The organism is Streptomyces sp. NPDC001599 (genome assembly GCF_042893535.1).
Lineage (GTDB): Bacteria > Actinomycetota > Actinomycetes > Streptomycetales > Streptomycetaceae > Streptomyces.
Map to the genome: position 1 here is coordinate 527,796 of NZ_JBIAVA010000002.1, position 17,752 is coordinate 545,547.

A 17,752-nucleotide genomic window follows, 5' to 3' on the forward strand; every position below is an offset into this window, starting at 1 on the left:
CATGCGACTGCGACTCCGACCGCGTATGCGTACGACCTCCGCCCTCGCGGGTGTGGCCGCGCTGACGCTGCTCACCGGCTGCGGCGCCGCCGACATGACCAAGCAGGCGTCCCCGTACGCGAACGCCCAGGGCGCCAAGACCGTCACGCTGTCCGTGCAGTCCTGGGTCGGCGCCCAGGCCAACGTGGCCGTCGCCCAGTACCTGCTGGAGCACGAGCTGGGCTACCGCGTCGACACCGTCCAGGTCGACGAGGTCCCCGCCTGGGACGCGCTCAGCCAGGGCCGCGTCGACGCCATCCTGGAGGACTGGGGCCACCCCGAGCAGGAACAGCGCTACGTCCAGGACAAGAAGACCATCGCCCCCGGCGGCGACCTCGGCGTCACGGGGCACATCGGCTGGTTCGTCCCGACGTACTTCGCCAAGAAGCACCCGGACGTCACGAACTGGAAGAACCTGAACAAGTACGCCGACCTGCTGCACACCGCGGAGAGCGGCGGCAAGGGGCAGCTCCTGGACGGCTCCCCGTCCTACGTCACCAACGACAAGGCCCTGGTGAAGAACCTGGACCTGGACTACCAGGTCGTCTTCGCCGGTTCCGAGGCCGCCCAGATCACCCAGATGCAGCAGTTCGCCAAGGAGAAGAAGCCCTTCCTCAGCTACTGGTACACCCCCCAGTGGCTGATGGAGAAGGTCCCGATGACCGAGGTGAAGCTGCCGCCGTACGAGGAGGGCTGCGACGCCGACCCGGAGAAGGTCGACTGCGCCTACCCCGTCACCCCGCTGCAGAAGTACCTCAACGCCGGCTTCGCGAAGGACGGCGGCAAGGCGGCCGAGTTCCTCAAGCGGTTCAAGTGGACGACGGCGGACCAGAACCAGGTCTCCCTGATGATCGCCGAGCAGAAGATGCGGCCCGAGGAGGCGGCGAAGAAGTGGGTGGACGGCCACGAGTCCGTCTGGAAGAAGTGGCTGTCCTGACCCTCACTCCGCGGGCCGTCCCGCGAGCCCTGCCGCGGCCTCCCGCACCGACTGCTCCGCATGCCGCTGGAGGCCGGGCCCGAACGTGATCCGGGTGGCCCCGAGCCCGCCGAGTTCGGCGGGTGCGGGGCCCTGCCCGGGCCGCGCGAACACGTTCACCGGCCCCTGGATCCCGGACCGCAGCAGCGGCAGCAGATCGGTGGGCGCGGCGATGGGATACACGCAGTCGGCGCCCGCGGCGACATAGGCGGCGGCCCGCTCGATCGCCGCTCCCGGGTCGTCGACGCCCCGGATGAACGTGTCGATCCGGGCGTTCAGGAAGAGCCGGTCACCGGCCTCCTCCCGCACCTCGGCCAGCCACGCGGCGTGCTCCGCCGGGTCCTTGAGCCCTTCGTCGGTGGAGTCCTCCAGGTTGCAGCCGACCACGCCCGCATCGAGGAGCCGCTCCACCAGCTCCTTCGGCGCCAGGCCGTACCCGTCCTCCACGTCCGCCGACACGGGCACGTCCACGGCGCGCACGATCCGCGCGACGGCCGCGAACATCTCGTCGGCCGGGGTCTGCCCGTCCTCGTACCCGAGCGAGGCCGCCACCCCGGCGCTCGGCGTCGCGAGCGCCGGGAACCCGGCCTCCACGAACACCCGGGCGCTCGCCGCGTCCCAGGGGCCCGGCAGGACGAGGGGGTCGTCCGGGACCCGGCCGTGGTGCAGGGCGCGGAACGCGGCGGCATGACTCACGGTGTGTAACCCCCCGGTGGGACCCTGCGGCTGACCATCAGCCGGTTCCAGCTGTTGATGACGGTGATCAGCCCGATCAGATGGGCGAGTTCGCCGTCGTCGAAGTGTACGGCGGCCTCCTCGTACACCGCGTCGGGCACGAATCCCTCGGTCAGCACGGTCATCGCCTCGGTCAGCGCGAGCGCGGCCCGCTCCCGCCCGTCGTACAGGTCCGCCTCCTCCCAGGCGGCGAGCAGACCGAGGCGCTCCTCGCCCTCCCCGTTCCCACGGGCCAGGGCGAGGTGCATGTCCAGGCAGAACGCGCAGTGGTTGAGCTGCGAGGCCCGGATCATCACCAGCTCGGCGACGACGGGGTCGCCGAGCCCCTTCTTGGCCGCCGCGCTCAGCGCCGACAGCGCCTTCGCGACCTCCCGGTCCAGGAGCTGCGTGCGTGCCGTCACGCGTTCCCGCCGGGCGTGTAGTGGCCCGGCGTCATCCGGCAGGTCACGCCGAACCGGTTCCAGGCGTTGATCGTCGTGATCGCGGCGATCAGCTGTGCCAGCTCGGGCTCGTCGAAGTGCCCCGCGGCCTGCTCGTACACCTCGTCCGGCACGAAGCCGTCGGTCAGGACGGTGACCGCCTCGGTCAGCTCGATCGCCGCCAGCTCCTTCTCCGTGTAGAAGTGCCGCGACTCCTCCCAGGCGGCCAGCTGCACGATCCGCTCCACGCTCTCACCGGCGGCCAGGGCGTCCTTGGTGTGCATGTCGAGGCAGAAGGCGCAGTGGTTGATCTGCGAGGCGCGGATCTTCACCAGCTCGTACAGCGCCGGGTCCAGTCCCCGCTTTGCGACGGTCTCGAGCCGGATCATCGCCTTGTAGACCTCGGGGGCGTGCTGGGACCAGTTCAGCCGGACGGGTACCTCGGCGGCGTAGTCCGTGGTCTTCGTGTCATCGGTGGGTGTCGTCATGCCTTTGACCCTAGGAAGGAAACAGCCCAGCGGTATGGTCCATTTCCATGGCGAATTCCTGGGCCACTCTCGGCGTCGACCTCCACCTCGAACCCACTGGTCCGGGCCTGCGCCGCGGCCTCACCGACGCGCTGCGCAAGGCCGTCCGCACCGGCCGCCTGGGCCCCGGCACCCGGCTGCCCTCGTCCCGCGTCCTCGCCGCCGACCTCGGCATCGCCCGCAACACCGTCGCCGACGCCTACGCCGACCTCGTTGCCGAGGGCTGGCTCACCGCGCGCCAGGGCTCGGGCACCCGCGTCGCCGACCGGGTCGCCGCCCCGCCGGCCGGAACCTCGGTCCGGCGACCCCGGGAGCCCGCCCGGCCCGTCCACGACCTGCGCCCCGGCAGCCCGGACCTCGCCAGTTTTCCGCGTGCCGAGTGGCTCAGAGCCGCCCGCCGCGCCGTCACGGCCGCCCCCAACGACGCCTTCGGCTACGGCGATCCCCGCGGCCACCCCGAACTGCGCGCCGCGCTGTCCGCCTACCTCGCCCGTGCCCGCGGCGTGCGCGCCGCCCCGGACCACCTGCTGGTCTGCGGCGGCGTCGCGCACGCCCTGGTGGTGCTGGCCGCGGTGCTGCTGGCGCGTGGCGTGCGCACCGTGGCCGTCGAGTCGTACGGCCTCCACGTCCACCGCGACCTGCTCGAAGCCGCCGGTCTGCGGACCGTCCCGCTGCCCGTCGACGACCGGGGCGCCGACCCCGGGGCGCTCACGGACGCGGGCGCCGTGCTGCTCACCCCCGCCCACCAGTTCCCGACCGGCGTGCCGCTGCACCCCGACCGCCGGGCGGCCGTCGTGGACTGGGCGCGGCGCACCGGCGCCCTGATCCTGGAGGACGACTACGACGGCGAGTTCCGCTACGACCGCCAGCCCGTGGGCGCCCTCCAGGGACTCGCCCCCGACCACGTCGTCTACCTCGGCACGGCCAGCAAGTCCCTCGCCCCCGGCCTGCGCCTGGCCTGGGCCGTGCTCCCGCCGGGGCTCGCCGACGAGGTCACGGCGACCCGCGGCGGCTCGGACACCTGCGGCGTGCTGGAGCAGCTCACGCTGGCCGAGTTCCTCGCCTCCGGGGCCTACGACCGTCACGTCCGTGCCTCCCGCCTGCGTTACCGGCGCCGCCGGGACGCCCTGGTCGCGGCCCTCGCCGGGCGGGTCCCCGAGGTGCGGATCGCCGGCATCGCGGCCGGTCTGCACGCCGTACTCGGGCTGCCGCCCGGCACCGAGCAGCAGGTACTCAGATCGGCGGCCTGGCACGGCCTGGGCCTGCACGGCCTGTCCGTCTTCCGCCACCCGGCGGCCACGACCGACCCGCTGGACGCGGTGGTCGTCGGCTACGGCACCCCGCCCGACCACGCCTGGGCGGGCGCCCTGGACGCGCTGTGCCGGGCGCTGCCGTAACCCCCATCCGCGGCGGGGCCGCACACCCGCCCGGCCCCACCGTCTCCCGCATCCCGGACACCACGGCACCGGCCGGACCCAGCCGGTACCCTGGCCCCGGGCCGTGACTGGCGCGCTGGGATGGGACGAACCATCGGGAAGCGGCCCGCACCACCGAGAGCCGTGCGCCTGGGCCGTCCGTACTGTGAACGCCGAACACAATGTCCGGAGGTCCCCATGCCCGCAGAAATCTCCCCCGAGTCCACCGCCTACCGCGCCGCCCTCGACGTGATCCGCGCCGTCGAGCCGCGCGTGGCGGACGCCATCGGCCAGGAGGTCGCCGACCAGCGCGAGATGCTCAAGCTGATCGCCTCCGAGAACTACGCCTCCCCGGCCACGCTCCTGGCGATGGGCAACTGGTTCAGCGACAAGTACGCCGAGGGCACCATCGGCCGCCGCTTCTACGCCGGCTGCCGCAACGTCGACACCGTCGAGTCCCTCGCCGCCGAGCACGCCCGCGAGCTGTTCGGCGCCCGCCACGCCTACGTCCAGCCGCACTCCGGCATCGACGCCAACCTGGTCGCCTTCTGGGCCGTCCTGGGCGCCCGCGTCGAGGTGCCCTTCCTGGAGAAGACCGGCGCCCGCCAGGTCAACGACCTGACCGACGCCGACTGGGCCGAGCTGCGCCGCGCCTTCGGCAACCAGCGGATGCTCGGCATGTCCCTGGACGCCGGCGGCCACCTCACCCACGGCTTCCGCCCGAACATCTCAGGAAAGATGTTCGACCAGCGCTCCTACGGCACCGACCCGGCCACCGGCCTGATCGACTACGAGGCCCTGCGCGCCTCCGCCCGCGAGTTCAAGCCGCTGATCATCGTCGCGGGCTACTCCGCGTACCCCCGGCTGGTGAACTTCCGGATCATGCGGGAGATCGCCGACGAGGTCGGCGCGACCCTCATGGTGGACATGGCGCACTTCGCGGGCCTGGTCGCGGGCAAGGTCCTCACCGGCGACTTCGACCCGGTCCCGCACGCCCAGATCGTCACGACGACCACCCACAAGTCGCTGCGCGGCCCGCGCGGCGGCATGGTCCTGTGCGACGACTCCCTCAAGGACCAGGTCGACCGCGGCTGCCCGATGGTGCTCGGCGGCCCGCTCCCGCACGTCATGGCCGCCAAGGCCGTCGCCCTCGCCGAGGCCCGGCAGCCCGCGTTCCAGGACTACGCCCAGCGCATCGTCGACAACGCCCGCGCCCTCGCCGAGGGCCTGACCAAGCGCGGCGCCACCCTGGTCACCGGCGGCACCGACAACCACCTCAACCTGATCGACGTCGCGTCCTCCTACGGCCTCACCGGCCGTCAGGCCGAGGCCGCCCTCCTCGACTCCGGCATCGTCACCAACCGCAACGCCATCCCGGCCGACCCGAACGGCGCCTGGTACACCTCCGGCATCCGCATCGGCACCCCGGCGCTGACCACACGCGGTCTCGGCACGGCGGAGATGGACGAGGTCGCGGGCCTCATCGACCGCGTCCTCACCGCCACCGAGCCCGGCACCACCAAGTCCGGCGCCCCGTCCAAGGCCTCCCACGTCCTCGACGCGAAGGTCGCCGACGAGATCTCGCACCGCGCGACCGACCTGGTGGCCGGCTTCCCGCTGTACCCGGAGATCGACCTCGGCTGACCCGCCCGGCGCGCGAGCTACAGGTCGATCAGCTCCTGACGCGGCTCCCCGCGCGGCGGCCCGGTCCGGTACCGGTCCGCCGCGCGGCGTACCAGCAGCGTTCCCGCGACGCCCGCCCCGAGCCCGGCGGCGGCCCACCACACCCCGTGCGGCCCGCCGTCACCCCCTCCGCCCCCGGCGCCGGTCCCGTCCTTCGCGAAGAAGCCCTCGTCGACCAGCCAGGCGTAGGTGCGCCGGTCCACCCGGTGCCAGCGGATGTCGTCGTCCGCCACGTCCGGCGCCGGATCGGTGCGCACCCACGGCGTGCCGTCCCCGGCCAGGAACAGCTGGTCCTGCCGCAGCATCGCCACGTCCCCGCCCGGCGCCCGCTCCGTCTGCGGCCACCCGCCGACCCCGGTCAGCCCCCACAGCACCGTGAACCGCACCGGGGGACGGCGGTCCCGCGTCCAGTCCTCCGGCACCGGCTCGGTGGCCGAGCGCGACGGGTCGAGCAGGCTCCGCAGCCGGTCGAAGTCCCGCTCACCCGCGTGCCAGGACGTGGTGCGCCCGGTGCCCGTCCACACGATCACCGCCACGTCCGGATCCACCAGGGGCGCCGTACCGTCCGCCACCGCGGTCCCCGGCACCCCCGCCCACAGCACCGCGGCCATCGCCGCCCCCGCTCTCGCCCACCACCGCACGCCGCACCCCCTCCGTCTCCGCCCTTGGTCCCCGCCCTTGTTACACCGCCGGGCCCGGAATGGAGCCTCCCTGTTCCGAACCAGTGCCCGTCCGCCCCGCGAAGCCTGAGAGAATGATGAGCATGGCCAACGAACGTCCCCGCGTGCTCTCCGGTATCCAGCCGACCTCCGGCTCGTTCCACCTCGGCAACTACCTCGGCGCCGTCCGCCAGTGGGTCGACATGCAGGACACCCACGACGCGTTCTACATGGTCGTCGACCTGCACGCGATCACGGTCCCGCAGGACCCGAAGGAACTGCGCGAGAACACCCGCGTCGCCGCCGCCCAGCTCCTCGCGGCCGGCCTCGACCCGGACCGCTGCACCCTGTTCGTGCAGAGCCACGTCCCTGAGCACGCCCAGCTCGGCTGGCTGATGAACTGCATCACCGGCTTCGGCGAGGCCTCCCGGATGACGCAGTTCAAGGACAAGTCCGCCAAGCAGGGCAACGACCGCACCACCGTCGGCCTGTTCACGTACCCGATGCTGATGGTCGCCGACATCCTGCTGTACCAGGCCGACCAGGTCCCCGTCGGCGAGGACCAGCGCCAGCACCTGGAGCTGACCCGCGACCTCGCGGACCGCTTCAACCAGACCTACGGCGACGCCTTCACCGTGCCGACCGCGTACATCCTCAAGGAGACGGCGAAGATCTACGACCTTCAGGACCCGACCGCCAAGATGAGCAAGTCGGCGGCCACCCCGAAGGGCCTGATCAACCTCCTGGACGAGCCGAAGGCCACCGCGAAGAAGGTGAGGAGCGCGGTCACGGACACCGACACCGTGGTCCGCTTCGACCGCGAGCACAAGCCCGGCGTCAGCAACCTCCTGACGATCTACTCCACCCTCACCGGCGCCGAGATCGCCGAGCTGGAGCAGAAGTACGAGGGCAAGGGCTACGGCGCGCTCAAGACCGACCTCGCCGACGTCGTCGTGGAGTTCGTCACCCCCTTCCGGGAGCGCACCCGGCAGTACCTGGACGACCCGGAGACGCTCGACGCGATCCTCGCCAAGGGTGCGGAGAAGGCCAGGAGCGTCGCCGCCGAGACCCTCGCCCGGGCGTACGACGAGGTGGGATTCCTCCCCGCCAAGCACTGACCCGCGACACCGCCCGGGAGTGCCGCCGCCGCGGTGCCCCCGGCACCGTCCGTGCGCCCCGGCATGCCGCCGTAGCGCTGCACATCACTCCGGTTGCGCCTGCCCACGGCACGGCGGTGGCCGTACAGTCGATATCCGGGTGTCCGCCCGAAGGACACACAACGACAGGAGACGAAGTGGGGACCGTAACGATCGGCGTGTCGATCGCGGTCCCGGAGCCTCACGGCAGCAAGCTCCAGCAGCTGCGCGCGGGCTTCGGCGACGCCGCTGCTCACGGCATCCCCACGCACGTCACCCTGCTGCCGCCGACCGAAGTCGACGGCGCCGCGCTGCCCGCGGTCGAGGCGCACCTGGCGGAGGTGGCGGCGCGCGGCCGGCCCTTCCCGATGCGGCTGTCCGGCACCGGGACCTTCCGCCCGCTGTCGCCCGTCGTCTTCGTCCAGGTGGTCGAGGGCGCGGCGGCCTGCTCCTGGCTCCAGAAGCGGGTGCGCGACGCCTCCGGCCCCGTCCCCCGCGAACTGCAGTTCCCGTACCACCCGCACGTCACCGTGGCGCACGGCATCGACGAGGCGGCGATGGACCGCGCCTACGAGGAGCTGTCCGACTACGAGGCCCAGTGGCCCTGCACCGGCTTCGCGCTGTACGAGCAGGGCGCCGACGCGGTCTGGCGCAAGCTGCGCGAGTTCCCGTTCGGCAGTGCCACCGTGCCCCCGCAGGCCGGTCGCGTGGAGACCGGCTCCCTGCCGACCCGGTAGCCGCACCGCGCCTCGGACCGGCAGCCGGAGTCACACGCGCAACGGAGTCACACGCGCAGCCGGAGTCACACGGGCAGTCGGACCGTCACACGGGCAGCCGCCGGAACACCGCCCGCGGCAGGTGCCGCATCGCCGACATCACCACCCGCAGCGCGCCCGGCACCCACACCGTCTCCGAACGCCGCCGCAGCCCCAGCTCGATCGCCGTGGCGACCGCCTCGGGCGTCGTGGCGAGCGGAGCCTCCTCCATCCCCTCGGTCATCCGCGACCGCACGAACCCGGGGCGTACGACCATGACGTGCACGCCCGTGCCGTGCAGCGCGTCGCCCAGGCCCTGCGCGAAGGCGTCCAGGCCCGCCTTGCTGGAGCCGTAGATGAAGTTGGCGCGGCGGGCCCGCTCCCCGGCGACGGAGGAGAGCACCACCAGCGAGCCGTGGCCCTGCGCCTGGAGGGAGCGGGCGGCGACCAACCCGGCCGAGACCGCGCCGGTGTAGTTGGTCTGCGCGACCCGCACGGCGTTCAGCGGCTCGCGCTCGTCGTGCGCCTGGTCGCCCAGGATGCCGAAGGCCAGCAGCACCAGGTCGATGTCGCCCTCGGCGAACACCTTGCCGAGCGCCGCCTCGTGGCCCTCGGGGTCCAGCGCGTCGAAGGCGACCGTGCGCACCTCGGCGCCGAGCCCGCGCAGCTGCCCGGCGGCCGCGTCCAGGGCGGGGGAGGGGCGCCCGGCCAGCCACACCGTACGGGTGCGGCGGGCCACCAGGCGGCGCACGGTGGCGAGCGCGATCTCGGAGGTACCGCCGAGGACGAGGAGGGACTGGGGGAGGCCGAAGGCGTCCTTCACGACTGCTCCAGACATGTCAGTGGTGGCAGGGGCGTCACAGGGCGAGGCGGCGGGCCAGGTCGGACACGAACACCCCGCGCGGGTCCAGCTCCGCGCGCAGGGCGCGGAAGTCGTCCAGGCGGGGGTACATCGCGGCGAGCAGTTCGGGGCGCAGCCGGGAGTCCTTGGCGAGGTAGACGCGGCCGCCCGCGTCCGCGACCTCCTCGTCCAGCTCGTCCAGGAACGCGCCGAGCCCCGGCAGGCCCGCCGGGATGTCGAGGGCGAGCGTCCAGCCCGGGACGGGGAAGGACAGCCAGCCGGGGTCGGCGTCGCCGAAGCGCTTGAGGACGGCCAGGAAGGAGGGGCAGCGGCGGGCGGAGATGCGCCGCACGATCCGGCGCAGCGCCTCCTCACGGCCGTGCCCGACGACGAACTGGTACTGCACGAAGCCCCCGCGGCCGTAGACCCGGTTCCAGTGCGGGACGCCGTCCAGCGGGTGGAAGAAGGTGGGGATCCGCTGGAGGCGGCCCCGGCTCTCCCGCGGGGCCTTGCGGTACCAGACCTCGTTGAACAGGCCCACCGTCGTACGGCTGAGCAGTCCGCCCGGCAGGAAGTCGGGGGTCGCGGGCAGGCGCGAGGTGCGGAAGGCCAGCGGCGCGCGCCGGGCCCGCGAGCGGGCGGGCAGCGCGTCCAGCGGGGCGTGGTCGCCGCGGGTGAGCACCGCGCGGCCGGTCGCCCTGCCGCGCGCGAGGAGGTCGATCCAGGCGACCGAGTAGCGGTAGCGGTGGTCGGTGGCGGTCAGGCGGGCCATCAGGTCGTCCAGGTCGCCGGCCCGCTCGGTGTCGACCGACATCAGCGCCGTCTCGACCGGCTGGAGCCGCAGCGTCGCGGTGAGGATCACGCCGGTCAGCCCCATGCCGCCCGCCGTCGCGTCGAACAGGGGCGTGCCCGGAGCGACGGTGCGGACCCGGCCGTCGGCGGTGAGCAGCTCCAGGGAGAGCACGTGCCGCGCGAAGGAACCCGACACGTGGTGGTTCTTGCCGTGGATGTCCGCGCCGATCGCCCCGCCGACCGTCACGTAGCGGGTGCCGGGCGTCACCGGCACGAACCAGCCGAGCGGCAGCAGCACCTCCATCAGCCGGTGCAGGGAGACGCCCGCGTCGCACAGCACGGTGCCGCCCGCGACATCGACGGCGTGCACGCGGTCCAGGGCCGTCATGTCGAGCACGGCACCCCCCGCGTTCTGCGCCGCGTCCCCGTACGCCCGCCCGAGCCCCCGGGCGATGCCGCCCCGGACCCCGCAGTCCCGGACGGCGACGGCCGCCTCCTCGTACGTCCGTGGACGGACGACGAGTGCCCCGGTGGGCGCCGTACGGCCCCAGCCGGTGACGGTGCCCCAGTCGGCGTCGGGAACGGTGTCGGCAGACATGGCGGTGACCGTATCGCCCCGTCTCGCCATGTGTGAATGGTTAGTCCCAAAACATTCGGAGCATCCCTGAAACGGGTGATTAATGGTATGTCGCTCCGGCGTGCCCGCCTTCGCGTGCCGCGGGCGTGGACAGTGAGTCCACATGGACGACCTCGACGACATGGACCACCGGATCGTCAGCGCGCTCAGGGCCCGCGGAACCGACCCGCGCGTGGCCGGCGCCGCGCGCGCCCTGTCCTGGGCGGGGGAGCACGGGGCGCTGTGGCTCGCGGCGGGCCTCGCGGCGGCCGCAGTGGACGCGCCCCGGCGCACGGCCTGGCTGCGCGGCACCGCCCTCACCGCGGGCGCCCACGTCGTCAGCATGGGGGTGAAGCGGGTCGTGCGCCGCCCCCGCCCCGCGCACGTCGTCCCCCTGGTCCGCACCGTGGGCCGGCACTCCTTCCCCAGCTCCCACGCCACCTCGGCCGCCGCGGCCGCCGTCGTCTTCGGCACCCTCGGGGTGCGTGCCGCCTGGCCGCTCGCCGCCGCCGTGTGCGCCTCCCGGCTGGTCGTCGGCGTCCACTACCCCTCCGACGTCGCGGCGGGCGCCGCCCTGGGCGCGCTCACCGCCCGGCTCGGCGCCGACTGGATGCGCGGAGGCACCCGTGACTGACACGGCCGTCACCGACACCGCCGTCCTGCGCCAACGCGCCCCCGGACAGCAGCGGGAGCCCGACCCGCCGCGCCGCGCGAGACGGGTCCCGGCCGGGCTGCTGCGCACCGCTCGCCCCCGTCAGTGGGTCAAGAACGTCCTGGTCGTCGCCGCCCCGGCCGCCGCGGGCGAACTGTTCTCCGCGCCCGCGCCGGCCCGGCTCGCCCTGGTCTTCGTCCTGTTCACCGCCTGCGCCGCCGCCGTCTACCTGGTCAACGACGCCCGGGACGCCGAGGCCGACCGCGCCCACCCCGTCAAACGGCACCGCCCGGTCGCCGCCGGAGACGTCCCGGTGCCGCTCGCCTACGCCGTCGGAGGCGCCCTGGGCGTCCTCGCGCCGGTCCTCGCCGCCTGGCTGTGCCCGGCGCCCGTCGCGGCCCTGCTGACCGCCTACCTGGCCATGCAACTGGCGTACTGCGTCAGCCTCAAGCACGTCCTGGTCGTCGACCTCGCCGTCGTCACCACCGGCTTCCTGATGCGCGCGATGATCGGCGGACTCGCGCTCGGCATCCCCCTGTCGCGCTGGTTCCTCATCACGACCGGCTTCGGCGCGCTGTTCATGGTCGCCGCCAAGCGGTACTCCGAAGCCGTCCAGATGGCCGGGAAGGACGGCGCCACGCGCGCGCTGCTCACCGAGTACACCACCGGCTACCTGCGCTTCGTCTGGCAGCTCGCCGCCGGGGTCGCCGTCCTCGGCTACTGCCTGTGGGCCATGGAGGAGGGCGGCGTACCGCACACCAGCGTCCTGCCCTGGCGCCAGCTCTCCATGATCCCCTTCGTCCTCGCCGTCCTGCGCTACGCCGTCTTCGCCGACCGCGGCACCGCGGGCGAACCCGAGGACGTCGTCCTGCGCGACCGCGCCCTCGCGCTGATCGGTGTGGTCTGGCTCGCTATGTACGGCCTGGCGGTGGCCAATTGGTAGCCGACCGGCGCGAACTGCTGGGCTTCGCCCTTGCCGGCCTGCTCGCCTACGCCGTCGACCTCGGCCTCTTCACCTGCCTGCGCGGCCCGGCCGAACTCGACCCGCTCACCGCCAAGGCCCTCTCCTTCGTCGCGGGCTGCGCGGTCGCCTACGCGGGCAACGCCCTGGGCACCTACCGCCACCTCGGCCGCCCCCGAGGCCTGCGCCCCTTGGCGGTGTTCCTCGCCGTGAACGCCGCCGGTGCCGCCGTACAGCTGCTCTGCCTGGCCGTCAGCCACTACGGGCTCGGCCTCACCTCGCAGCGTGCCGACACGGTCTCCGGCGCCGGGGTCGGCATGATCCTGGGCACGATTCTGCGCTTCTGGGGCACAAGGACACTGGTCTTCCGGGCCGCGGCCGGATCCGGAGGGCACTCGGGATCATGGAACGCGACGAGCGGGGGCAGGGTCGGATCATGGACTGGCTGAAGAAGCTTCCCGTCGTGGGACCGTGGATCGCCCGCCTGATGACCACGCACGCGTGGCGCTCCTACGAGCGTCTCGACCGGGTGAAGTGGTCCCGGCTGGCCGCCGCCATGACCTTCACCAGCTTCGTCGCGCTCTTCCCGCTGCTGAGCCTGGCCGCCGCCGTCGCCGCCGCCACGCTGAACAAGGAGCAGCAGGACAAGCTCCAGGACAAGCTCGCCGAGCAGATCCCCGGCATCTCCGACCAGCTGAACATCCAGGGCCTCGTCGACAACGCCGGCACCGTCGGCCTCATCGCCGCCCTCCTGCTGCTGTTCACCGGCATGGGCTGGGTCGAGGCCACCCGGGGCTGTCTGCGCGCCGTGTGGGAGCTGCCCGACGAGGAGGAGAACCCGGTCCTGCACCGGGCCAAGGACGCGGGCGTCCTCGTCGGTCTCGGCGGCGCGCTGCTGATCACCGTCGGCATCTCCACCGTCGCCTCGGCGCTGGTCGGCTGGATCATCCGCACGATCGGCCTCGCCCAGGGCGGCGTCGGCGGCGTCCTGCTCTACGTCGCCGCCTTCGCCGTCGCCGTGCTCGCCGACTTCCTGCTGCTCCTCTACGTCCTGACCCTGCTCCCCGGCGTACAGCCCGAGCGTCGCCGCCTGGTGGTGGCCGCCCTGATCGGCGCGGTCGGCTTCGAACTGCTGAAGCTGCTGCTCAGCGGTTACATCCAGGGCGTCGCGGCGAAGAGCATGTACGGCGCCTTCGGCGTGCCCGTCGCCCTGCTGCTGTGGATCAACTTCACCGCGAAGCTGGTGCTGTTCTGCGCCGCCTGGACGGCGACGGGCAGCAAGGCGCAGGAACTGGGGCAGCCGGGCGACGAGGACGTCACGGACGGGTCCGGCGGCGGACCAGGTCCGGCAGCGGCCACTTCCGGTTGATCAGGTACGCGACGCCCGCGAGCAGCACCAGCACCCCCGCGGCGATACCGGCCGCGACCCCGGCCCCGCCGGCGCCGTTCCCGGCCGTGGCGCCCGCCACCGGCTTCGTGCCCGCGGCGCCCTTCACGGTGCCGCCGGCCTCACCGGAGGCCCCGGCCGAAGGGCTCGCCGCGGTGGCGCTCCTCGGCCCCACCAGCTCCCCCACCGGCCGCACCTTGCCGGCCGCCCGGAAGCCCCAGTCGAAGAGGCGGGCGGTCTCCTTGTAGACCTCGTTGTGCTTGTCCTCCGCCGGGTGCATCACGGTGACGAGCAGCACCTTGCCGCCCTGCTCGGCCACGCCCGTGAAGGTGTTGCCCGCGTTGGTGGTGTAGCCGTTCTTGACGCCCGCGATGCCCGGGTAGACCTCCACGTCCGAACCACCGGCCAGGAGCCGGTTGGTGTTCTGGATCTCGAAGGGCTCGCGGCTCGTCTTTCCCTTCTTGTCCTTCTTCGTCTCGCCCGGGAACTTCGCGCGGACCGTCGAGGCGTACTCGCGGAAGTCCTTCTTCTGCAGCCCCGAACGGGCGAAGAGCGTCAGGTCGTACGCGGAGGAGACCTGCCCCGGCATGTCGTAGCCGTCGGGGCTGACCACGGTGGTGTCGCCGGCCTGCAGTTCCTTGGCGTGCGCGTTCATGTCCGCGACGGTCTTCTCGACGCCGTCGTTCATCGCCGACAGGACGTGCACGGCGTCGTTGCCGGAGCGCAGGAAGACGCCGAGCCACAGATCGTGGACGGTGTACGTCTCCTCCTCCTTGATCCCCACCATGCTGGACCCGGAGCCGATGCCCGCGAGGTCGGAGACCTCGACCTTGTGCTTCGTCGTCTTCGGCCACTTCGGCAGCAGGGTGTCCGCGAACAGCATCTTCAGGGTGCTCGCCGGGGCCAGCTCCCAGTGCGCGTTGTGCGCGGCCAGCACGTCCCCCGACTCGGCGTCCGCGACGATCCACGACCGGGCCGTGAGGTCCTTCGGCAGCACGGGCGCCCCGCCCGCCAGGTCCACCTGCGTGCCGGGCTTCCCGAGCCGCGCGCCGCCCACGCTCGACATCGACGCCGGTGGAGTGGCCGACGGACTCGTCGACGGGCTCGGGGCGGCGAGCGCGGCCGGGGAGAGGAGGGCGAGAGCGGTCAGGGCGGCGGAGGTGACCGTCAGGGATCGCCTGAGGGCCTTCTTGGGGGCGGGCACGAGCGGAAACGTACCCCCCGCGATCGGTTCGGTCCCACCCCCCTCCCCACCCCGCGCACGGATCCGGACAGCGTGCGGCGATACTGAAACCATGAAGCTCAGCCGCCCCGTCTCCTGGTTCCTGCTCGCTTTCGGGGTGTGGAGCTGGATCATCTGGATCACTTTCGTCAAAAACCTGGTCAAGGACGGCAGCGGGCTCGCCTTCGAGGACGGCGACCCCACGGCGTACTTCTGGGTGCACCTGCTGCTCGCGATCGTCTCCTTCGTATTGGGGACGGTCGTCGGGGTCATCGGGTTGCGCGGCGTGCGCGCACTGCGCCGAACGTCATAGGCGTCGAGGACGTCACAACCGAGGGGATACGACGGCATGGTGGTCGTCTTCGTGCTGGTCGCGTTGCTGATGGTGGGCGTCCTCGTGACGGCCAACTGGTTCGTGTGGCGGCGCCTGTTCCGCGACACGACCAGCGCTCCCGGCCCCGTGCGCCGGATCGGCGCGGCGGTGATCGCCGGGGGCTGGCTGCTGGCCGTCGGCGCGCTGGTCGCCGAGCGCGCGGGCGCCCCGTTCTGGCTCCAGCGGGTCCTCGCCTGGCCGGGCTTCCTGTGGCTGGCCCTGTCGATCTACCTGCTGCTCGCGGTCCTCGCGGGCGAGGTCGTCCGGCCGCTGCTGCGGTGGTTCCTGGAGCGCCGGGCCGCCGCGCGGCGGACGGAGGGCGCGGAGGCGTCGGCCGCCCCGGCCGAGGACCCGAAGCGCATACCGGCCGGCACGGCCCCGCCGAAGGCACCCGAGACGCGTGAGGTGCCCGAGACGCGTGAGGCGTCCGAGGCGCCCGGAGCACCGGGCAGCGGTGCCGGCAGCACGTCACCGGGCACCCTGGCCGTCCCCTCCCGCCGCCTGTTCGTCTCCCGCGTCGTCGCGGGTGCCGCCGCCGCGGCGGCCGTCGGGACGGTCGGCTACGGCACGTACGGCGTGCTGAGCGGCCCGAAGGTGAAGCGGGTCACCGTGCCGCTGGCCAGGCTCCCGCGCACGGCGCACGGTTTCCGCATCGCCGTCGTCAGCGACATCCACCTGGGCCCGGTGCTCGGCCGGGGCTTCGCGCAGAAGGTCGTCGACACGATCAACTCCACGCAGCCCGACCTGATCGCCGTCGTCGGCGACCTGGTCGACGGCAGCGTGAAGGACCTCGGCCCGGCCGCCGCCCCGCTGGCCCAGCTGAGGGCCCGGCACGGCGCGTACTTCGTCACCGGCAACCACGAGTACTTCTCCGGCGCCGAGCAGTGGGTCGCCGAGGTGCGGCGGCTCGGCCTGATCCCGCTGGAGAACGCCCGCACCGAGCTGCCCCACTTCGACCTGGCCGGCGTCAACGACGTGGCGGGCGAGGACGAGGGCCAGGGCCCCGACTACGACAGGGCCCTCGGCGACCGGGACCGTTCCCGCGCCTGCGTGCTCCTCGCCCACCAGCCGGTGCAGATCCACGACGCCGTCGACCACGGCGTCGACCTCCAGCTCTCCGGCCACACCCACGGCGGGCAGCTCTGGCCCGGCAACCTCATCGCGGGCGCCGCCAATCCGACGCTGGCGGGGCTGGAACGCTACGGCGACACGCAGCTGTACGTCAGCCGCGGCGCGGGCGCCTGGGGGCCGCCCACGCGCGTGGGGGCGCCCTCGGACATCACGGTGATCGAGCTGGCGTCCCGTCAGGCCTGAGGACCGGCATCCCGCGTCGGCTTCTTCGCGGGGTCCGGCATCATCTTCGTCATCCCCGGCAGGAAGTCCGTGAACAGCTCGTGCACCTCGCGCACCAGCGGGCGCAGCACCCGGAAGCGGGCCAGCACGACGCCGCGCGCGGTGAGCCGGGCGCCGCGCTCGGCGAGGCGGTAGCTGCGCTCGCGGCCCTCGGTGCGGTCGAAGATCCAGTACAGGACGAGGCCCATCTGGGAGAGCCACATCAGCTCCGGCAGGATGTCCCGCAGCTCCTCGGGCACCTTGGTCTTCGCCCCGGCGAGTACCGCGCGGTGGATGCCGATGGCCTCCACGCGCGCGTGCTCCGACTCCGGGGAGAAGGGGCTGAGCGGGCTGTCCGGGTCGGCGGCGTTCTTGAAGAACTGCACCGCGAACTCGTGGTACGGCGTGGCGATGTCCAGCCAGACCTTCAGCACGCCCGCCAGCCGGGCCTCCAGGTCGGTCTCCCTGGCCAGCACCTCGCGGACCGCCGCCCGGTGCTCGGCGGCGATCCGGTCGTAGAAGCCCTGGATCAGGTGTTCCTTGCCGGCGAAGTAGTAGTACGCGTTGCCGACGGAGACCCCGGCCTCCTGGGCGATGGCCCGCATCGTGGTCCGGTCGTAGCCGCGTTCCTGGAACAGCCGCATGGCCGTCTCCAGGATCAGCGCGCGGGTCTGCTCGGACTTGCTGAGGTGGGCGCCGTCGTCGGGGCCGTCGTTGGTCGCAGGCACGGGTCCAGAGCCTATCCAGTGGCGCAGGCGCCGTCGGCACAGCCCGGCCCGGCGTAGATCCAGCCCATCCCCGGCTCGTACACCCAGCCGTCGGCCCGCCGGTACCCGTTGCCTCCCCACTGCCGCTGCCCGGCACGCCACTTGGCGGCGGCCAGGACGGCCCCCCGGGCCAGCAGGGCGCCCTTGGGCGTACTGAGCCGGTGGGCGAGCCTGCGGTACCGGCGCAGCGCCCACAGGACGACCACCCAGGCGGCGGCGCCCCGGTAGACCTGCCCGGCGTCGCCCACGGCGGTGACCTCGTCCAGGGTGGCCCCGTGGTCGAGCCCGGGGAAGCGCCTGCGCGCCTCCTCCGACGCGGCCGGGACCAGTTCCAGCGGCACCAGGCGGGGCTGGCGCAGCAGCCAGTCCCGTACATGCGTGCACAGGGCGCATTCGGCGTCGTAGAGGACGGTGAGCCGGCGCACGGGGGCGCCGGCCGTCGTCCCGGGAGCGGGAGCCATCTGC

Annotated in this window: 20 protein-coding genes and 1 riboswitch; of the genes, 11 read left to right on the forward strand and 9 right to left on the reverse strand. The window is 73.2% G+C overall.

Going from position 1 to position 17,752, the window contains the following annotated elements; all coding sequences use genetic code 11:
• The first annotated feature begins 1 nt into the window (after position 1).
• Positions 2-976, forward strand: a complete 975-nt coding sequence (locus ACFYZ3_RS07080; protein ID WP_388514477.1) for an ABC transporter substrate-binding protein — start codon at positions 2-4, stop codon at positions 974-976.
• A gap of 3 nt (positions 977-979) precedes the next feature.
• On the opposite strand, the gene ACFYZ3_RS07085 is transcribed toward ACFYZ3_RS07080, so the two are convergent.
• Genes ACFYZ3_RS07085 through ACFYZ3_RS07095 form a run of 3 tightly spaced genes read right to left on the reverse strand, consistent with a single transcriptional unit; the run spans position 980 to position 2,657 of the window.
• Positions 980-1,711: an isocitrate lyase/phosphoenolpyruvate mutase family protein gene (locus ACFYZ3_RS07085; protein ID WP_388514478.1), complete on the reverse strand. Its 732-nt coding sequence runs from the start codon at positions 1,709-1,711 to the stop codon at positions 980-982.
• Positions 1,708-2,151, reverse strand: a complete 444-nt coding sequence (locus ACFYZ3_RS07090; RefSeq protein WP_388514479.1) for a carboxymuconolactone decarboxylase family protein — start codon at positions 2,149-2,151, stop codon at positions 1,708-1,710. Before ACFYZ3_RS07090 ends, ACFYZ3_RS07085 begins: the two co-directional genes overlap by 4 nt.
• Positions 2,148-2,657, reverse strand: a complete 510-nt coding sequence (locus ACFYZ3_RS07095; RefSeq protein ID WP_388514480.1) for a carboxymuconolactone decarboxylase family protein — start codon at positions 2,655-2,657, stop codon at positions 2,148-2,150. Before ACFYZ3_RS07095 ends, ACFYZ3_RS07090 begins: the two co-directional genes overlap by 4 nt.
• A gap of 47 nt (positions 2,658-2,704) precedes the next feature.
• On the opposite strand from ACFYZ3_RS07095, the gene ACFYZ3_RS07100 reads away from it, so the two are divergent.
• Together ACFYZ3_RS07100 and ACFYZ3_RS07105 are read left to right on the forward strand one after the other, a co-directional pair.
• Positions 2,705-4,093 carry a PLP-dependent aminotransferase family protein gene (locus ACFYZ3_RS07100; protein ID WP_388514481.1) on the forward strand — a complete coding sequence of 463 codons (1,389 nt, stop codon included), beginning with the start codon at positions 2,705-2,707 and terminating at the stop codon, positions 4,091-4,093.
• Between the two features lie 93 nt (positions 4,094-4,186).
• Positions 4,187-4,274: riboswitch (ZMP/ZTP riboswitch) on the forward strand.
• A gap of 35 nt (positions 4,275-4,309) precedes the next feature.
• Entirely contained in the window at positions 4,310-5,755 is a 1,446-nt protein-coding gene (locus ACFYZ3_RS07105) for a glycine hydroxymethyltransferase (protein WP_385348580.1), read from the forward strand.
• A gap of 17 nt (positions 5,756-5,772) precedes the next feature.
• On the opposite strand, the gene ACFYZ3_RS07110 is transcribed toward ACFYZ3_RS07105, so the two are convergent.
• Entirely contained in the window at positions 5,773-6,435 is a 663-nt protein-coding gene (locus tag ACFYZ3_RS07110; RefSeq protein WP_388514482.1) for a hypothetical protein, read from the reverse strand.
• Between the two features lie 116 nt (positions 6,436-6,551).
• On the opposite strand from ACFYZ3_RS07110, the gene trpS reads away from it, so the two are divergent.
• Together trpS and ACFYZ3_RS07120 are read left to right on the forward strand one after the other, a co-directional pair.
• Entirely contained in the window at positions 6,552-7,571 is a 1,020-nt protein-coding gene (gene trpS / locus ACFYZ3_RS07115; protein WP_388514858.1) for a tryptophan--tRNA ligase, read from the forward strand.
• A 176-nt stretch (positions 7,572-7,747) separates the two neighbouring features.
• Positions 7,748-8,326, forward strand: coding sequence for a 2'-5' RNA ligase family protein (locus ACFYZ3_RS07120; protein WP_109034380.1), 579 nt, complete (start codon positions 7,748-7,750; stop codon positions 8,324-8,326).
• 85 nt (positions 8,327-8,411) lie between these two features.
• Here the strand turns inward: ACFYZ3_RS07120 and ACFYZ3_RS07125 are convergent, their stop codons facing one another.
• Both ACFYZ3_RS07125 and ACFYZ3_RS07130 read right to left on the reverse strand, forming a co-directional pair.
• On the reverse strand, positions 8,412-9,167 hold the full coding sequence (locus tag ACFYZ3_RS07125; RefSeq protein ID WP_388514860.1) for a decaprenylphospho-beta-D-erythro-pentofuranosid-2-ulose 2-reductase: 756 nt from the start codon (positions 9,165-9,167) through the stop codon (positions 8,412-8,414).
• Positions 9,168-9,201: 34 nt separating this feature from the next.
• Positions 9,202-10,575, reverse strand: a complete 1,374-nt coding sequence (locus tag ACFYZ3_RS07130) for an FAD-binding protein (RefSeq protein ID WP_388514484.1) — start codon at positions 10,573-10,575, stop codon at positions 9,202-9,204.
• A 142-nt stretch (positions 10,576-10,717) separates the two neighbouring features.
• Here ACFYZ3_RS07130 and ACFYZ3_RS07135 point away from each other — a divergent pair, with 142 nt between their 5' ends.
• From ACFYZ3_RS07135 to ACFYZ3_RS07150, 4 genes are read left to right on the forward strand one after another with little or no spacing between them, the layout of a single operon-like run.
• The gene (locus ACFYZ3_RS07135; protein WP_388514486.1) at positions 10,718-11,227 is read left to right on the forward strand and encodes a phosphatase PAP2 family protein; all 510 of its coding nucleotides are present in this window, start codon (positions 10,718-10,720) and stop codon (positions 11,225-11,227) included.
• A complete protein-coding gene (locus ACFYZ3_RS07140) occupies positions 11,220-12,188 on the forward strand; it encodes a decaprenyl-phosphate phosphoribosyltransferase (protein ID WP_388514488.1) in 969 nt (322 codons plus the stop codon). The genes ACFYZ3_RS07135 and ACFYZ3_RS07140 overlap by 8 nt, the downstream gene beginning before the upstream one ends.
• Positions 12,182-12,655 carry a GtrA family protein gene (locus ACFYZ3_RS07145; RefSeq protein WP_388514490.1) on the forward strand — a complete coding sequence of 158 codons (474 nt, stop codon included), beginning with the start codon at positions 12,182-12,184 and terminating at the stop codon, positions 12,653-12,655. Before ACFYZ3_RS07140 ends, ACFYZ3_RS07145 begins: the two co-directional genes overlap by 7 nt.
• Positions 12,643-13,575 carry a YihY/virulence factor BrkB family protein gene (locus ACFYZ3_RS07150; RefSeq protein ID WP_388514491.1) on the forward strand — a complete coding sequence of 311 codons (933 nt, stop codon included), beginning with the start codon at positions 12,643-12,645 and terminating at the stop codon, positions 13,573-13,575. The genes ACFYZ3_RS07145 and ACFYZ3_RS07150 overlap by 13 nt, the downstream gene beginning before the upstream one ends.
• Here the strand turns inward: ACFYZ3_RS07150 and ACFYZ3_RS07155 are convergent.
• Positions 13,523-14,797: a D-alanyl-D-alanine carboxypeptidase family protein gene (locus ACFYZ3_RS07155; protein WP_388514493.1), complete on the reverse strand. Its 1,275-nt coding sequence runs from the start codon at positions 14,795-14,797 to the stop codon at positions 13,523-13,525. The genes ACFYZ3_RS07150 and ACFYZ3_RS07155 overlap by 53 nt on opposite strands.
• 91 nt (positions 14,798-14,888) lie before the next feature.
• Here ACFYZ3_RS07155 and ACFYZ3_RS07160 point away from each other — a divergent pair, with 91 nt between their 5' ends.
• Both ACFYZ3_RS07160 and ACFYZ3_RS07165 read left to right on the forward strand, forming a co-directional pair.
• On the forward strand, positions 14,889-15,128 hold the full coding sequence (locus ACFYZ3_RS07160; protein WP_003974124.1) for an SCO4848 family membrane protein: 240 nt from the start codon (positions 14,889-14,891) through the stop codon (positions 15,126-15,128).
• Positions 15,129-15,164: 36 nt separating this feature from the next.
• Positions 15,165-16,502, forward strand: coding sequence for a metallophosphoesterase (locus tag ACFYZ3_RS07165; RefSeq protein WP_388514494.1), 1,338 nt, complete (start codon positions 15,165-15,167; stop codon positions 16,500-16,502).
• Here ACFYZ3_RS07165 and ACFYZ3_RS07170 read toward each other — a convergent pair.
• Complete coding sequence (locus tag ACFYZ3_RS07170; RefSeq protein ID WP_388514496.1) at positions 16,493-17,248, reverse strand: TetR/AcrR family transcriptional regulator; 756 nt, start codon at positions 17,246-17,248, stop codon at positions 16,493-16,495. The two genes, ACFYZ3_RS07165 and ACFYZ3_RS07170, sit on opposite strands and share 10 nt — an antisense overlap.
• 11 nt (positions 17,249-17,259) lie before the next feature.
• Complete coding sequence (locus ACFYZ3_RS07175; protein WP_388514497.1) at positions 17,260-17,748, reverse strand: thiol-disulfide oxidoreductase DCC family protein; 489 nt, start codon at positions 17,746-17,748, stop codon at positions 17,260-17,262.
• Positions 17,749-17,752 lie beyond the last annotated feature (4 nt).

Coding starts and splice junctions, on each gene's coding strand:
- ACFYZ3_RS07165 (WP_388514494.1), top strand. CDS start 15,165: ATGGTGGTCGTCTTCGTGCTGGTCGCGTTGCTGATGGTGGGCGTCCTC.
- ACFYZ3_RS07105 (WP_385348580.1), top strand. CDS start 4,310: ATGCCCGCAGAAATCTCCCCCGAGTCCACCGCCTACCGCGCCGCCCTC.
- ACFYZ3_RS07095 (WP_388514480.1), bottom strand. CDS start 2,657: ATGACGACACCCACCGATGACACGAAGACCACGGACTACGCCGCCGAG.
- ACFYZ3_RS07080 (WP_388514477.1), top strand. CDS start 2: ATGCGACTGCGACTCCGACCGCGTATGCGTACGACCTCCGCCCTCGCG.
- ACFYZ3_RS07160 (WP_003974124.1), top strand. CDS start 14,889: ATGAAGCTCAGCCGCCCCGTCTCCTGGTTCCTGCTCGCTTTCGGGGTG.
- ACFYZ3_RS07130 (WP_388514484.1), bottom strand. CDS start 10,575: ATGTCTGCCGACACCGTTCCCGACGCCGACTGGGGCACCGTCACCGGC.
- ACFYZ3_RS07135 (WP_388514486.1), top strand. CDS start 10,718: ATGGACGACCTCGACGACATGGACCACCGGATCGTCAGCGCGCTCAGG.
- ACFYZ3_RS07175 (WP_388514497.1), bottom strand. CDS start 17,748: ATGGCTCCCGCTCCCGGGACGACGGCCGGCGCCCCCGTGCGCCGGCTC.
- ACFYZ3_RS07150 (WP_388514491.1), top strand. CDS start 12,643: ATGGACTGGCTGAAGAAGCTTCCCGTCGTGGGACCGTGGATCGCCCGC.
- trpS (WP_388514858.1), top strand. CDS start 6,552: ATGAGCATGGCCAACGAACGTCCCCGCGTGCTCTCCGGTATCCAGCCG.
- ACFYZ3_RS07100 (WP_388514481.1), top strand. CDS start 2,705: ATGGCGAATTCCTGGGCCACTCTCGGCGTCGACCTCCACCTCGAACCC.